Here is a 14,146-nt window from a genome sequence, read left to right as displayed (position 1 = left end):
CTTTTACAGAAGCGTTTCGTCTCTCCCCTCACCCCAGCGGCCGCTCAGGGCGGCCTCCAGGCTCATCTCCTGGAATGGCGGGCTCGGGTCAGGGGACATCTCGAGGGGAGCCCCGGGTGCTTCCCAGGGCTCGGCGGTATCCAGCGCCCGCCGGGGCGGCGCGCCGTAACGGAGCGACAGGCGTCCCTCGCGGTCGCGCGCGAGATAGAGGCCGGCCGCGAAGGCCACGCGCGCGTCGGCCGGCATCAGGGCCTTCAGCGCGCCTTCCGCCTCCTTCACCGCCAGCGCGGTCGAGCGCTGCTCGACCAGCATCGCGGCGAGAGAGACGAAACGGTTGTGCCGGGCCATGTCGATCACCCGGCGCGATTCATAGACCGGAGCTTCCTGCGGCACCGGGTCGGACGGCTCCACGTCGTTGACGACGTGCCACCAGAAGGCCTCCAGGTTCTCCATCAGCCGCTCGCAGTCCTCATCGCTGCGGCGGATGCGCACCAGCGCGTGGCCGTTCGGGCGCAGGATCGACAGCAGCCCCCGCTCCAGCCCCATCACCATGAGCTGATGCTGGAGCTGCCAGTAGTAGCGCTGCGCCAGTTCCGCGTCGGACTGGTAGCCCCCGGTGAACTTCGCCTCCACCACCGTGTCGGGCGCCCCGCGATGGGCCGAGCCGTCCCAGAGCGGCGCGTCCCAGGTCAGGAAGTCCGGGTGCGCGACGATCCAGTCATGCCGGGGATGGACGTAGGTCCGGTCGGCGGCCATGCAGGGAACGCCGGTCGCGTGCTCCACGAAGCGGGGGTGCAAATGTTCGGTCGCGATGCCGATCTGTACGGCGGCCACGAGGTCGAGATCCGCCGGTTCGGCCCGGCCGGTCTTCTCCTGCCACAGAGACAGCCAGTTGCCCGCCATGATCCGGGTCGCATCGGAAGACCCGATCCGTCCCGCCCGCAAGGCGCGCTGCGCGTCCGTGATTGCCATGCCGCCCTATCCGCTCCCCTGTTCGTTCCGGCCGCCATTCACTGCGCGTTCGCTGCATGTTCGCAGTGCTGCTGCTGCGATCTTGCGGCCGGAACCGAAATATGGGCTGCGAAATCGCACATTTCAAGAACAAAAGAAGAACCGCAAGCTTGGCCATATGAGCGAAAAAGATGATTCTTTTCAGGCTTTTAGCGGCCGCGGCAAAGGGTCCGCAGGGGGGGTGCGGGAACGGCCGGAGAACAGCCCGGCGAGGGTACGTCTGGAACGAGCGAATCCGCAGTCGCCCCGCCCATTGGGGCAGGGTTCCGGAGGCTGCGCTATATGTGGTGAATCCGGTTGAGGTCCCGCCTGCCGGGACCTCGGCGGGGGATCAGGAAAGGGCTTCCTTCACCCGCAACGCGCGCGCCACATGGACGGCGACTCCCGCCACGGGAGCGCGGTCGATGTGGGTGGGCCGGCAGTCCGGATCGGTGGAAACGGGCAGCAGCATCGGTGGGAAAAAGCGGTAGCCGCAGACTGTGTCGTCGCACAGCGTGATCACCACGTCGCCCTCGCGTGGCGGAAGCTCGTCGGCCGGCTCGAGAACGACGCAATCGTCCGGCAGGACGCCGGCCGCGTTCAGGCTGCGCGAGCCGATGCGCATGGCGTAGGCGCGGCGGGACACTTGGGCGTCCACGGCGACCGAGGGGCCACCGTCCCGCAGGGCGGTGGCGACGAAGCTCTCCCCGGCCCGCCGGCCGAGGGTGCGCAGCTCCTTGACCTGCTCCAGGGACAGCAGGGGCACGCGGTGGACCGGGGGGTAGGCGGCCTCATCCAGGAAGCGCGGCTCCGACCCGGCGACCCGGGCAAGCCGCCCGATGGTGTCGGCTCCGGGCACGCTGCCGTTCTGCGGGTCGCGCAGGAAGCGCGTGAGGTTCGTGGGCGTCACCCCGGCCATCCTGGCCCAAGTGCCGGCGCTCCAATCCCGCGCCTCCATGACTCCGGTCATCCAGCGCAGGATCGCCCGCCGCGTGTCGTCCATCGCCTTGCCCCTTCCGCCTGTCCTCTCCCGATAAGAATCAAAGGCGATGCGAAGGCGCAAGACTTCTTTGATTCTGTCACGATTTCGTCCGGAATATCGTGCAATTTCGCAGGCACGACTCGGCGAGGGCCGCTGGTCCAGCTGTGTGCCCTTGCGCCTGAGGCCGACTCGGCCCCACCCTCGGCGGATCAACCAACCCTCCGGGAGAAGCAGGCCATGATCATCACCAGCACCGATTCCGTCGAAGGCCGCCGCATCGTCGAGTATCTGGGCGTCGTGGCCGGGGAGGCGATCCTGGGCGTCAACATCTTCCGCGACCTCTTCTCCGGCATCCGCGACATCGTCGGCGGCCGTGCGGGCGGTTACCAGAGCGCGCTCCGCGACGCGCGCGAGGCCGCCTTCGCCGACTTGGCCGAAGCCGCGCGTGCCCGCGGCGCCGATGCCATCGTCGGCATCGACATCGACTATGAGGTGCTGGGCAAGGAGAACGGCATGCTGATGGTGTCGGTCAACGGAACCGCCGTGAAGCTGGGCTGACGTCCGCCGGCGGGCCAAACGGGGCTCCCGCGCGCCGCCCCCGGCTTTCCCGAAAACACGGGGGATCATCCGGGCGGCGCGCCTGTTGTGGGCAGGACCATGAAGCAGGGAGAGCCCCCCATGAGCGATGTCGCGGACAAGCTGATCAACGCCCTGGTCCTTTCGGTGGACAAGCAGGCGAGCCGGTTCATCGTGGAGACGGAGGCCGGATGCAGCGTCTGCCGCTGCGAGGACGGCCCGTCTCCGTCGATCGGCGACACCATCATCGGCAACCTGAAGAACGAGGGCCGGGAACGGGTTCACAACGAGACGACCGCCGATGCCTTCCATGTGACGGTCGAAGCCGCCGCGCTGGGGCGCCAGGAAGCCGAGAAACGGCTCATGCAGCGTTGAGGCGCTGGCCGGCCCCGGTGGGCCTGAGGCCGGTTCAGGGGGCGATGTAGTGCTTTGACAGCAGGGCCTGGTCGCCGACATAGACCTTGCAGCGGCTGTCCTGCCCCTCGATGAAATAGGCTTTTCCCGGCTGGCGCCGGTTCTGGGGGTCCAGGAGGTTGGCGCCGCCGGAAAAGGCGACGCCATAGCGCCGGTCCTTGGCGCGCGCCCAGTAGAAGCCGTCCACCTTCTGGCCGAAGGCGCCGCGCTGGCACAGGCGCGACAGGGCCTTGTCGTAGCTGGCGAGCCCGTCCAGCCCGTCCGGCAGGCTGTAGACCGCCCGGCTTTCCGTGCGGCGGACGCGCGGCTCGAGGTGTTCGGGCTGGTCGTAGCCGCGCAGGGGGGCCTTCAGATGCGCGGGGTCGGTGCGGTCCACCCGCATCGGGTCGCCCTGCGCCAGCGCGGGCGGCACCCCGGAGGCCGCGATGGACGGCGCCAGGAATGCGACAGCCAAGGCGGTCCTCAGGCCAGCCAAGCCAGCGTCTCCCTCAGCCCGTCTTCCAGCGTCGTGTCGCAGCTCATGCCGAAGGCGGCCACGAGCCGCGCCGGATCACCGATGGACACGCGGATGTCGCCCGTGCGCGCCGGCCCATGGCTGCGGTCGAGCGGCTTGCCGGCGAGCCGCGCCAAGGTCTCGGCAAGCTGGTTCACCGTGGTCGGGCGTCCGGTGCAGACATTGTAGACCGGGGCGCCCGGCCGGGGCGCCTCCATGGCGGCGGTCAGGTAGCGCACGAGGTCCTTCACATAGACGAAGTCGCGCACCTGCTCCCCATCGCCGTTGACGGTGATCGGCTCCCCGCGCGCGATGCGCCCGGCGAAGATGGAGATCACGCCGGAATAAGGCGATTTCGGATCCTGGCGCGGGCCATAGACGTTGAAGAAGCGGAAGCCCGCCGTGGGAACGCCGTGCACGCCGTCGGCGACGCGGGCGTGCAGCTCGCAGGCCAGCTTGTCGGCGCCATAGGCCGACAGCGGTCGGGTCGCCGCATCCTCGGTCAGCGGCATGGCCGGGTTGTCGCCGTACACCGCGGCGGAGGAGGCGTAGACCACCGGCACCGGACCGCCCGCCCGCGCCCGGCGCGCCGCGTCGAAGACCGCGATGGTGCCGGTGAGGTTGGCCGCGTGCGTCTCCAGCCAGGCCTCGCGCGAGCGGTCCACGGAGGCGACGGCGGCCAGGTGGAAGCAGCCGTCCATCCCCTCCATCGCGCGGCCCACCGCAGGGGCGTCGGCCACGTCGCCGATGATGATGTCCGCGCCGCCGGGCAGGTTCTCCCGGCGGCCGGTGGACAGGTCGTCGAGCACCCGGACCTCGTGCCCTTGCGACAGCAGCCGTTCGACGAGGTGGGAGCCGATGAATCCGCACCCGCCGGTTACGAGATAGCGTGCCATGCTTCGCCGCTCCTGGATTTCTTCCGATCCCAGCCGGAAATGACTTCGGCCCTTTTACACGCGCAACGTGCCGCCGGATCACCCTTCATCCGGGCCGGTGCCGGGTTCATTGGGGGCAGGCGCGGCGCCGGCGGTCATATCACCGGGTGGCCTTCACGGCGCCTTTGGTGCTCCGGATGCCGAGGTGCCGGCCGCCGCCTGGTCGATCCACCAGGCGTCGAAGTCGAGCGAATAAGGCGGCAGCGGGTCGGGGCGCTTCAGCCGGTTCCAGTAGGCCACCCGGTAGGTGCCCGAATGCCAATGCGGCACGACGTAATGGCCCCATAGCAGCACCCGGTCCAGCGCCGCCACGGCGGTGCCCAGATCCTCCTCCGTGTTGGCGCGGACGATGCGCTCGATCAGCGCGTCCACCGCCTCGCTGCGGATGCCCGCGAGATTCTGGCTGCCCGGACGGTCGGCGGCGGCGGAGCCCCAATAGCCCATCTGCTCGTTGCCGGGCGACAGCGACTGGCCCCAGACATGGACGACCATGTCGAAGTCGAAGTCGCGGATGCGGTTCTGGTACTGGCTGGTGTCGACGGTCCGCACGTTGGCCTGGATGCCGAGCCGCTTCAGGTTCTCCACGAAGGGCAGCGTGACGCGCTCGAAGGTCGGGCTGTCCAGCAGGATCTCGAAGGCGAGCTTCTGCCCGGTGGCCTTGTTCACGCGCACCCCGTCGCGGATCTCCCAGCCCGTCTCGTCCAGCAGGCGCCGCCCTTCCAGCAGGCTGCGGCGGATTCCGTTCTGCCCTTCGGTCGTGGGCGGGACGTAGGTCTTGGTGAAGACCTCCTCGGGGATCTTGCCGCGCAGGGACTCCAGCAGTGCCAGTTCGGCCGGACCGGGCAGCCCCTTGGACTGGAGGTCGGAATTCTCGAAATAGCTGTCGGTGCGCTTGTAGGCCCCGTAGAACAGCGTCTGGTTCGTCCATTCGAAGTCGAAGGCGTAGCCGATCGCCTGGCGCACGCGCGGGTCGGCGAAGACCGGCCGGCGCGTGTTGAAGACGAATCCCTGCATGCCCGACGGCACCTGGTTCGGGATTTCCTCCCGCACCACCCTGCCCTGGCGCACGGCGTCCACGTCGTAGCCCGTGGCCCAGGTCCGGGCGACGTTCTCCAGGCGGAAGTCGTACAGGCCGCCATGGAAGGCCTGGAGCGCCACGCTGGTGTCGCGGAAATACTCGTAGCGCATCGTGCCGAAATTGTTCCGGCCGACATTCACGGGCACGTCCTTGCCCCAATAATCCTCCACCCGCTCATAGGTGATCGAGCGGCCGGGATCGAGCGAGGCGATCCGGTAGGGGCCGCTGCCCAACGGCGGGGTCAGGGTCGTGGCGTCGAAGGTCTTGTCCTGCCAGTAATGCTTGGGCAGGACGGGAAGCTGCCCGACGATCAGCGCCAGTTCCCGGTTGTCGCCCGGCTTGAAGGCGAAGCGGACGCGCCGCTCGCCTTCCGCCGTGACCTTCTCAACCCCGCCGTAATAGCTGGCGTAGAAGGGATGGCTCTTCGTCAATGTCTCGAAGCTGAAGACCACGTCCTCGGCGGTCACCGGCTTGCCGTCGTGCCAGCGCGCCTGCGGGCGCAGGTTGAAGGCGATCCAGCTGCGGTCGTCGGCCAGCTCGATGGTCTCCGCGAGCAGGCCGTATTCGGTGAAATGCTCGTCCGGCGCGTTCGCCATCAGCGTGTCGTAGATCATCGTGGCCCCGGCCGCCGGGTCGCCGCGCAGGGTGAAGGGGTTCAGCGTGTCGAAGGAGCCGATCGCCTGGAGCGTGACCTGCCCGCCCTTGGGCGCCTGCGGGTTCACATGGTCGAAATGGCGGAAATCCGGGCCGTATTTCGGATCCCCGTGCAGCGCGATGCCGTGCGCCGGCTCGGCGGCCGGCGCGGGCGCCGCTCCCGCCACGGCGGCCAGACCCAGCATGAGGCCTCCCGCGATCCGACCCAAATGCCGACCCATTGGCGCGCTCCCTCTCCGTTCATGACCCTTTTCGCCATCAGAGATAAGGGCGCAACCGCCGGATGGCACGCCCTTTCCGCCGGGACTCACGCATCCTTTATCGACGGAACCTTTGCCGAAGGGGTCCGGTTGAGCCTGCGGGAGCACGAAACCCGAAAGCGTGCGGGAGCCAAGAACCAAGAGGCGCAGCATGACGCCGCCCGTCCATCCGCCGGTCGTTCCGGCCCATCCGCCGCATTACCATCCGGTGGACACCCAGCATGTCCTGTTCCTGCTGCGCCAATGGCTGAAGCGGGCCGCCCCGCCCGAGGCGGTGGACTGGCTCGACGAGGTGCGCGACGCGCTCGCCGACGGGCAGGAGGACGGATTCTTCATCGCCGCCTTCGCCGCCGTGCCCAGCAGGACCGGGCGGACGCCCCTGTCCCTGCGGCCGGAGGACCGGGCCGAAACCGTCCATGTCCGGCCCGGCTGGTACCCCGATCACTGGACCGCCGACGAGGCGGCGCGGGCCATGCTGCTGCTGAGCTACGACGACAGCGACGCGGACGCCTACGCCTCCATGCTGCGCGGCCTGCTGAAGGCCGGCCAGCTCGACCAGTCGGTGGCGCTCTACCGCAGCCTGCCGCTGCTGCCCTGGCCGGAGCGCCACGTCGCCTGGGCGAGTGCCGCCAGCCGCTCCGACCAGCGCCCGCTCTTCGAGGCGCTGGCCATCTGCAACCCCTACCCCGCCGAACGCTTCGACGAGACCTGCTGGAACCGCATGATCATGAAGGCGGTCTTTCTCGGCATCCCGCTGGACCGGGTGGAGGGGCTGGAGCGCCGTGCCAACAACGTTCTGGCGCACGAGCTGCGCGACTTCGCACAACAGCGGCGCGAGGCCGGGGAGCCGGTGCGGGCCTGCCTGTGGCGGGCCGTCGGCTCTTGCGCGGCCGGGCCGGTGCTGATGGAGATGGAGCGCATGCTGGCGAGCCGCGACCCGGAACAGCAGCAGGCCGCCGCCCTGGTCCTGCACCAGAGCCGCGACCCGCGCGCGGCCTCCATCCTGGACGGCCGCCCCGACCTGCGCGAGGGCATCGCCGCCGGCCGGCTGTGCTGGGAACGGCTCAGCCCGCCGCCGACGCTGCGCGCGGCGGGCTAGCGCCGGCTAGGAGCGCCGCAGCGCCAGGAAGGCGGCCAGCGGCGGAAGGACCAGCGTGCGCCCATCCGGGGTGATCTCCGGCGCCGGGCTGCCGGGCAGGCGCGGCAGCTCCAGGGCCATGAGGTTCGGCTTGTGCTTCAGCGAATATTCGGCCGGCGCGTCGCTGAGATTGAACACCGCCAGCAGGCGTTCGCCGTCCGCCCTCCGCTCGAAGGCGAGGACGGAGCCCTTGTCCTCCACCGCCTCCACCAGCCCCAGGGTCAGGGCGGCGTGGTTGCGGCGCACCTTCAGCATGCGGCGCCACAGTTCCAGCGGGCTGTTGGCCCGGCGTTCCTGCTGGTCCACCGCGAGCGCATGGTGTTCCTCCGGGACCGGCAGCCAGGGTTGGCCCGCCGCGGTGAAGCCGGCGTGCGGCTGGCCGCCGCGCCAGGGCATGGGCGTACGGCTGCCGTCGCGCCCCTGGAACTCCGGCCAGTAGGTGATGCCGAAGGGGTCGCGGAGCTGCTCGCGCTCCAGCACCACGTTGGGCAGCGCCAACTCCTCGCCCTGGTACAGGCAAACGGTGCCCGGAAGCGTGCAGAAGAGCGCCGCCAGCAGCGCGTTGAAACGCTCCGGGTCGGCACCCTTCGGCAGCCAGCGGGTGACCGCCCGTTCCACGTCGTGGTTGGACAGGCTCCAGCAGATGACCTCGGGCCGCGCCAGGGAGGTCAGCGCCTGGGCGAAGGCCGCCGCCGTCAGCGGCTGCTTGGCGACCGAAAGGCTGTAGGCGGCGTGCAGCCCTTCCGGCGAACAGTAGTTGGCGATGCGCTGCCCGGCGCCCGGCTGACTCGACAGCTCGCCCAGCAGGACCCGTCCGGGGTAGCGGTCCACGACGGCGCGCAGCCGCGCCAGCACGTCCCGGATCGAGACGTGCATCATGTCGTAGATGTGACGCTGCAGGGCGAAGGGCTTGGCCGGCGGCTCCGGCTGGGTCCAGGCGGCGGCGGGGTTGGAGCGGAGCTGCGGGTCGTGCCCGAAGAAGTCCACCGCGTCGATGCGGAAGCCGTCCACCCCGCGCTCCAGCCAGAATTCGGCGGTGTCCAGGATGGCCTGGAGCGTCGCCTCGTCCTGGAGATTCAGGGCGGGCTGGCTGGACAGGAAATGGTGCAGGTAATACTGGCGCCGGCGCGGCTCCCACGTCCAGGCGCCGCCGCCGAAGACGGACAGCCAGTTGTTGGGCGGCGTGCCGTCGGGGCGCGGGTCGGCCCAGACGTAGCGGTTCGCGAATTCACCCTCGCGCGAGCGGCGGCTCGCCGCGAACCAGGGGTGTTCGTCCGAGGTGTGGCCACAGACGAGATCCACCAGCACCTTCAGCCCGCGCTTGTGCGCCCCCTCGACGATCCGGTCGAAGGTGGAGAGCTGCCCCATGCGCGGATCGACCGCGCGGTGGTCGGTGATGTCGTAGCCGAAATCCTTCAGCGGCGACGGGTAGAAGGGACTGATCCAGATCGCGTCCACGCCGAGCGAGGCCACATGGTCCAGCCCCTCCAGCACGCCGTGGAGGTCGCCCCAGCCGTCGCCGTCCCGGTCGAGGAAGCTCAGCGGGTAGATCTGATACAGGGCCGCGCCGCGCAGCCAGGACGCGTTGTCGGAGGAAGCTTGGGTCATGACACTCTCCGCACCACAAGGCGGACAGGTTCCGGCCCCCTCCCCTAACGACTGGTTAGCGCGCGCAACGAAATCACAGCCCGCATATCACAGCCCGCCGTCCTTCCCCTTGTCCCCGTCCGGCGCGGGCGGCAGCGCCAGCCAGGGCGCCCAGGCCTGCCGGACGATCCCCGCCCAGGCCTGCGACGCCTGCACCGAAGCCTGGAAGGGTGCCGCCCACAGTGCCGCCATCGGCGCCATGGCAGCAGGCGTCATCATCGGCGGCAGGCCGGGCCGTCCGCCCGGCAGCGTCCCCTGCCCCAGCATCGCGAAGGGCATCATGGCGAGCGTGGGGGCCAGCATGCCGGCGGCGGCCTTGAAGGTCGGGGTGGCCCGGATGCGGATGGTGACGGTCTCCGCCCCCTCCTCCGGCTCGTCGCGGTGGAGGATCTGCACGTCCAGGTTCGGGAGGGCGGCGGTCAGCTTGGTTTCTTCCATGGTCCGTCTCCGCGATGTTCGGTCCGCCAGGATAGCCTTTCGCACCTGCGAAAGACACCTCCCCGGGAGGTGTAGGGGGGCATTGGTCCGGTGTCCGGAACAGGGACGGCACCGGCAGCGAGAGGAGGTGCGGCGTGCCTCCCGGAAACCTCCGCCCCGGCGGATGGTTTACCAGGGCAAACACCGGAAGGTTCACCCATGGATGCCCTCGCCCACACCGACGCCGCCACCGCGTCCGACGGCTCCGCCGCCGAGCACAACGCGGAGCTGAAGGAGGCCGCCACCTGCGCCGGCCTGACCTATGTGTCCGACGAGGAGCCGGGCATCCGCCGCCGGCGCGCCGGGAAGGGCTTCAGCTACAAATGGCCGGACGGCGTCACCATCACCGAAGAGGAGACGCTGGCACGCATCCGCAAGCTCGCCATCCCGCCGGCCTACCGGGATGTGTGGATCTGCCCGGATCCGGACGGGCACATCCAGGCCACCGGACGCGACGCCAAGGGGCGCAAGCAGTACCGCTATCACCCGCGCTGGACCGAGATACGCGAAGGCACGAAGTTCAGCCGCATGCTGGAATTCTGCCGCGCCCTGCCGCAGATCCGCGCCCGCGTGGACGAGGACCTGTCGCGGCGCGGCCTGCCGCGCGAGAAGGTGCTGGCGACGGTGCTGCGCCTTCTGGAGACGACCTTGATCCGGGTCGGCAACGAAACCTACGCGCGCGAGAACAAGAGCTACGGGCTGACCACGCTGCGCGACCGCCACGCCGACATCGAAGGGTCGGAGATCCGCTTCGCCTTCAAGGGCAAGTCCGGGAAGGAATGGAACGTGTCGCTGAAGGACCGCCGCCTGGCCCGGGTGGTGCGCGCCTGCCAGGACGTTCCGGGTTCGGAATTGTTTCAGTACATGGACGGCGACGGGCAGCGCCACGCCATCACCTCGGGCGACGTGAACGACTACTTGCGGAGCATCACCGGACAGGACTTCACGGCGAAGGACTTCCGCACCTGGGCCGGCACCGTCATGGCCGCCCTCGCCCTGAAGGAGTTCGAGAGTTTCGACAACAAAACGAAGGCGAAGCGCAACGTCACCCGCGCCATCGAGCAGGTCGCGGCACGGCTCGGCAACACGGCCAGCGTCTGCCGCAAGAGCTACGTCCACCCGGAAATCCTCGACGCCTATCTGGAAGGCAGCCTGATCGAGGCCATGAAGCGCGAGGTGGAGGCGGAACTGCGCGACGAGCTGGACGGGCTGGACGGCGAGGAGGCGGCGGTGCTGGCCTTCCTGCGGGAGCGGCTGGCGCGCGAGAGCGAGAGCCGCGTCCGCGAAGGCGCCCGGCGCAAGGCCACCGGAGCCGGAGCCGGGGCGGAAGCGCGCAACAACGCCTGAAGCCCGCTGTTCTCGCTCGCAAGCACAGCCCCCCAGGGAGACCATCATGGCGAAGACCACCACCGATCACGACGAAATCCGCAAATGGGCCGAAAGCCACGGCGGCAAGCCGGCGGTCGTGCGCGACACCCACAACGACACGGACGGCAAGAACAGCCGAAAGACGGGCGTCGGGCTGCTGCGGCTGATGTTCCCCAAAGCCAAGCAGTCCGAGCATGACGGGCTGGAGGAGATCGGCTGGGACGAGTTCTTCAAGCAGTTCGAGGACTCCGAACTGGCGCTGCTGTACGAGGAGAGCAGCAACTTCAACAAGATCATCGGCCGCGACACGGCCGAGAAGCGGGAGCACGGGGACTCCAAGGCGAGCCGCCATTGAAGGCCTCCGTCAGGGGCCTCGACCGGGGGTCCCGCCCCAAGCTTGAACCTGACCGTATGGAGAAGCCCCCCTTCCTTCGGGATGGGGGGTTTCGCATTCCGGTGAAGCGAGATCGGTCGGAATCGATGCGCTTTCTACCCAGAATTTGCTGCGACGCACGGAAACAGATCGCGTTCCGGAGGGTTATCTAATCACACCATTTGATTCCGCTTGCGGAGTGTCGGGCTTTGCGCGTTCTGATCGTCGATGATGAGATGCTCATCGCCATGCATCTCGAACTCCTGGTGACCCAGATGGGGCACGAGGTCTGCGCGCTCGCCACGGATGCGGAGGAGGCGCTGGCCGCCGCCGCGCGCTGCCGTCCGACCATCGCGCTGATGGACGTCCGGCTGGCCCGCGGGTCCAGCGGAGTGGACGCCGCCTACCGTCTGCGCCAGGAATTCGGTATCCGCTGCATCTTCGTCAGCGCCAGCCTGGACGACGGCGTCCGCGCCTCGTTGCGCCCGCTGGAGCCGCTGGGCTTCGTCGGCAAGCCGATCATGCCGGCCACCATCATGCGCGCGCTGGAAAAGGCCGACGCCACCACCCACTGAACGGGACAGCGGCCAGGGACGGCACCGCCCTATCAGGCGGGGGCATCCTCCGTCGGCGCCGGAGAGGCCACCGCCGCGGCGTCAGCCGCGGGCAGTTCCGCCGAGGGGTGCAGCCGGCGCAGCACGAGGCAGGCGATGTCGCCGGGAATGCCCTCGACCCCCGCATGAGCCTCCACCGCACGGACGACCAGCTCCGCCCGGTCGCGCACGGCGAAGTTCCGCCCCTGCTGGAGGGTGGCGGCCAGCCGCTCCTCCCCGAAGGGCTCGCGGTTGGCGTTCACGGCCTTCACGATGCTTTCCGTGTGCAGGAAGACCGTGTCCTCCTGCCGCAGCACCAGCGAGGCCTCGCCGTAGGCGACACCCTTGCGCACACCCAGCGCCGGGCCGCCGGCGTCGGACAGCCGCTCGACGGCGCCGTCGGCGGCCACGCGGAAGGGCGGGCGGTGCCCGGCCGTGGCGTGCCGGACAAGGCCGGTCTCGCGGTCGTAGATGGCGATGAAGGCGGTCGCGAAGCCGTCGAAGGGGCTCTGGCCGCACAGGCTGTCGTTGGCGCCGGACAGGATGGCACCTGGCCCCACCCCCGGACGGATCATCTCACGGATGGCGCCGCGCACCAGCAGCATCAGGAAGGCGGCCGGCACGCCGCCGCCGGACACCCCGGCGATGACCAGCACGAGATGCCGCTCGTCCAGCTCGACGATGTCGTAGAAGTCGCCGCTGACCGCCTGGATCGGCAGCAGGGCGCCGAAGAGCTGGGAATCGCGGCCGCTGGGCATCGGCGGCAGCAGGTTCATCTGCACGGCGCGGGCGGCGCGCTGCTCCTCCTCGATCAGGGTCTCGGCGGCGCCCAGACGCTCGGTCTTGCCCTCCAGCTCGACCGTGCGCATGAGGAGCTGCGCGTCGAGCGTCTCCTCCCGCGCCGCGGCCTCCATGGCCATGCCCCGGAAGACGCGGGCCAGCCGGCCGAACTCGTCGCTGCGCTCCATCGCTTCGTTCAGGCGGAAGGGGTTGAAGCGGCCGGCCTCGGCCTCGGCCACCGCCTCGCTCAGCCGCTCGATCGGCGCCATCTGGAGCCGGGAGAAGCGCACCGTCGCGACGATGCCCGCCGCGAGCACCAGCAGCCCCAGGACGAGCCCGGTCAGCAGGTGCGAGCCCACGAGGGCGCCCGCGTCCCCGCCGGACAGCGCCACCACGGCGACGCCCCCGCCGTCCGCGACCGGCGCCAGCGCCAGGAGCGAGCCGCCCGCATAGAGCGTGCGCAGGTCGCGGGTGCCGAGGACGGCCTTCGCCTCCTCCAGGGCGGCGGCGGGCAGCGGCTTGGCACCCGCCTGCACCGACAGGTCGCCGCCCAGCAGCCAGGCGGCCTCCACCCCCTCGTTGCGCGACACCGCCTCGATCAGGGCGGCCGGGCCGAACTGGCGCGACAGCTCCGACAGGGCGCGCAGGTTGGCGCCGACCTGGACGATGCGCGGCCGGTCCACGCCGGACACGCCCGCAAACTTCATCAGCCGCCCGCCGTCGCCGTAGGCCTCGGCGACGACGGTGGCCGGCGCGCGGCTCAGCAGCCCATAGAAGGGCGCCTCGCGCGGCTGCGCCTCATGGTCGGAGCCGAAGACGAGGTCGGGGCCGGGAATGTTGTGCAGATAGGCGCGGCCCCGGTTGTCGGTGATCCACATCTCGTCGGGGCCGCCGCTCTCGGCGATGGTCTTCAGCCGGTCGGCGATGGCCTTGGGGGACTGCTTCGAGGCTTCGGCGAGTGCCACCAGATGGGCGGTCAGGGTCGCTTCCGACAGGAGGCGCGCACCCAGCATCTCTTCCACGGCGCGGGGAATCTCGCGGGTCCGCTCGGCCGAGCGCGCCAGCAGGGCCGCCGAGAGCCGCGCGTCCGTCTCCATCCGGTCCCGCAGCGCGCCGTGCGCGCCCCAGGCCAGCGCCAGCGTGGTCAGACCCACGGCCAGCGCCACGAGGCCGGTCACGAGAAGTATCAGACGCCGTTGAAAGCTCATGGGAAATGCCGCCTCTCTGCCTGCCGCCACCCACCGCTTCTAACGGGACCGGCGGGTGGTGTCCAGGCAAGGGACCGGCGGAAGCTGTAACCGTTCGGGTACGGGGTCCGGCCGGACTCATACGATTTTCATGAAGTCCTGACCTGTGGTCAGGACTTCCGCGCCCCGTGGCGCAGGGGG

The 14,146-nt window shown here is 69.9% G+C and carries 14 protein-coding genes; 6 read left to right on the top strand and 8 right to left on the bottom strand.

Annotated features, from left to right (window positions below; all coding sequences use genetic code 11):
* Positions 1-3: 3 nt before the first annotated feature.
* The gene (locus tag JUB11_RS09995) at positions 4-972 is read right to left on the bottom strand and encodes a YqaJ viral recombinase family protein (RefSeq protein WP_207458382.1); all 969 of its coding nucleotides are present in this window, start codon (positions 970-972) and stop codon (positions 4-6) included.
* Between the two features lie 370 nt (positions 973-1,342).
* Entirely contained in the window at positions 1,343-1,993 is a 651-nt protein-coding gene (locus tag JUB11_RS09990) for an XRE family transcriptional regulator (RefSeq protein WP_207458381.1), read from the bottom strand.
* A gap of 216 nt (positions 1,994-2,209) precedes the next feature.
* On the opposite strand from JUB11_RS09990, the gene JUB11_RS09985 reads away from it, so the two are divergent.
* Positions 2,210-2,530 (top strand): heavy metal-binding domain-containing protein, encoded by a 321-nt coding sequence (locus tag JUB11_RS09985; RefSeq protein ID WP_207458380.1) that lies wholly within the window; start codon positions 2,210-2,212, stop codon positions 2,528-2,530.
* Positions 2,531-2,650: 120 nt separating this feature from the next.
* Positions 2,651-2,923, top strand: a complete 273-nt coding sequence (locus JUB11_RS09980) for a hypothetical protein (RefSeq protein ID WP_207458379.1) — start codon at positions 2,651-2,653, stop codon at positions 2,921-2,923.
* A gap of 34 nt (positions 2,924-2,957) precedes the next feature.
* Here the strand turns inward: JUB11_RS09980 and JUB11_RS09975 are convergent, their stop codons facing one another.
* From JUB11_RS09975 to JUB11_RS09965, 3 genes are all read right to left on the bottom strand, one after another.
* Positions 2,958-3,416, bottom strand: coding sequence for a hypothetical protein (locus JUB11_RS09975; protein WP_207458378.1), 459 nt, complete (start codon positions 3,414-3,416; stop codon positions 2,958-2,960).
* An 8-nt stretch (positions 3,417-3,424) separates the two neighbouring features.
* A complete protein-coding gene (locus tag JUB11_RS09970; RefSeq protein ID WP_207458377.1) occupies positions 3,425-4,351 on the bottom strand; it encodes an NAD-dependent epimerase/dehydratase family protein in 927 nt (308 codons plus the stop codon).
* A gap of 153 nt (positions 4,352-4,504) precedes the next feature.
* The gene (locus JUB11_RS09965; protein ID WP_247886961.1) at positions 4,505-6,307 is read right to left on the bottom strand and encodes an extracellular solute-binding protein; all 1,803 of its coding nucleotides are present in this window, start codon (positions 6,305-6,307) and stop codon (positions 4,505-4,507) included.
* A gap of 226 nt (positions 6,308-6,533) precedes the next feature.
* On the opposite strand from JUB11_RS09965, the gene JUB11_RS09960 reads away from it, so the two are divergent.
* Positions 6,534-7,481 (top strand): EboA domain-containing protein, encoded by a 948-nt coding sequence (locus JUB11_RS09960; protein ID WP_207458375.1) that lies wholly within the window; start codon positions 6,534-6,536, stop codon positions 7,479-7,481.
* Between the two features lie 6 nt (positions 7,482-7,487).
* Here JUB11_RS09960 and JUB11_RS09955 read toward each other — a convergent pair whose 3' ends face one another.
* Entirely contained in the window at positions 7,488-9,128 is a 1,641-nt protein-coding gene (locus JUB11_RS09955) for an alpha-glucosidase family protein (RefSeq protein ID WP_207458374.1), read from the bottom strand.
* 87 nt (positions 9,129-9,215) lie between these two features.
* The gene (locus JUB11_RS09950) at positions 9,216-9,605 is read right to left on the bottom strand and encodes a hypothetical protein (protein ID WP_207458373.1); all 390 of its coding nucleotides are present in this window, start codon (positions 9,603-9,605) and stop codon (positions 9,216-9,218) included.
* A gap of 198 nt (positions 9,606-9,803) precedes the next feature.
* Between JUB11_RS09950 and JUB11_RS09945 the strand changes: the two genes are divergently transcribed.
* The 3 genes from JUB11_RS09945 (at position 9,804) to JUB11_RS09935 (ending at position 11,960) form a co-directional block, all read left to right on the top strand.
* Positions 9,804-10,991 carry a DNA topoisomerase IB gene (locus tag JUB11_RS09945; RefSeq protein WP_207458372.1) on the top strand — a complete coding sequence of 396 codons (1,188 nt, stop codon included), beginning with the start codon at positions 9,804-9,806 and terminating at the stop codon, positions 10,989-10,991.
* 46 nt (positions 10,992-11,037) lie between these two features.
* On the top strand, positions 11,038-11,367 hold the full coding sequence (locus JUB11_RS09940; protein WP_207458371.1) for a hypothetical protein: 330 nt from the start codon (positions 11,038-11,040) through the stop codon (positions 11,365-11,367).
* Between the two features lie 227 nt (positions 11,368-11,594).
* Positions 11,595-11,960, top strand: coding sequence for a response regulator (locus tag JUB11_RS09935; protein ID WP_207458370.1), 366 nt, complete (start codon positions 11,595-11,597; stop codon positions 11,958-11,960).
* A 32-nt stretch (positions 11,961-11,992) separates the two neighbouring features.
* Here JUB11_RS09935 and JUB11_RS09930 read toward each other — a convergent pair whose 3' ends face one another.
* On the bottom strand, positions 11,993-13,966 hold the full coding sequence (locus JUB11_RS09930) for a SpoIIE family protein phosphatase (protein WP_207458369.1): 1,974 nt from the start codon (positions 13,964-13,966) through the stop codon (positions 11,993-11,995).
* Positions 13,967-14,146: the final 180 nt, after the last annotated feature.

The sequence above is a fragment of the Azospirillum sp. SYSU D00513 genome (assembly GCF_017356015.1).
Taxonomy (GTDB): Bacteria; Pseudomonadota; Alphaproteobacteria; order Azospirillales; family Azospirillaceae; genus Azospirillum.
The sequence above is the reverse complement of the archived record's forward strand: the minus strand, read 5'-3'. Positions and strand labels throughout refer to the sequence as shown.

What these genes read in the sequence shown, in the direction of transcription:
- JUB11_RS09995 (WP_207458382.1), bottom strand. Translation starts at nt 972, where the DNA reads ATGGCAATCACGGACGCGCAGCGCGCCTTGCGGGCGGGACGGATCGGG.
- JUB11_RS09990 (WP_207458381.1), bottom strand. Translation starts at nt 1,993, where the DNA reads ATGGACGACACGCGGCGGGCGATCCTGCGCTGGATGACCGGAGTCATG.
- JUB11_RS09985 (WP_207458380.1), top strand. Translation starts at nt 2,210, where the DNA reads ATGATCATCACCAGCACCGATTCCGTCGAAGGCCGCCGCATCGTCGAG.
- JUB11_RS09980 (WP_207458379.1), top strand. Translation starts at nt 2,651, where the DNA reads ATGAGCGATGTCGCGGACAAGCTGATCAACGCCCTGGTCCTTTCGGTG.
- JUB11_RS09970 (WP_207458377.1), bottom strand. Translation starts at nt 4,351, where the DNA reads ATGGCACGCTATCTCGTAACCGGCGGGTGCGGATTCATCGGCTCCCAC.
- JUB11_RS09965 (WP_247886961.1), bottom strand. Translation starts at nt 6,307, where the DNA reads ATGCTGGGTCTGGCCGCCGTGGCGGGAGCGGCGCCCGCGCCGGCCGCC.
- JUB11_RS09960 (WP_207458375.1), top strand. Translation starts at nt 6,534, where the DNA reads ATGACGCCGCCCGTCCATCCGCCGGTCGTTCCGGCCCATCCGCCGCAT.
- JUB11_RS09955 (WP_207458374.1), bottom strand. Translation starts at nt 9,128, where the DNA reads ATGACCCAAGCTTCCTCCGACAACGCGTCCTGGCTGCGCGGCGCGGCC.
- JUB11_RS09950 (WP_207458373.1), bottom strand. Translation starts at nt 9,605, where the DNA reads ATGGAAGAAACCAAGCTGACCGCCGCCCTCCCGAACCTGGACGTGCAG.
- JUB11_RS09945 (WP_207458372.1), top strand. Translation starts at nt 9,804, where the DNA reads ATGGATGCCCTCGCCCACACCGACGCCGCCACCGCGTCCGACGGCTCC.
- JUB11_RS09940 (WP_207458371.1), top strand. Translation starts at nt 11,038, where the DNA reads ATGGCGAAGACCACCACCGATCACGACGAAATCCGCAAATGGGCCGAA.
- JUB11_RS09930 (WP_207458369.1), bottom strand. Translation starts at nt 13,966, where the DNA reads ATGAGCTTTCAACGGCGTCTGATACTTCTCGTGACCGGCCTCGTGGCG.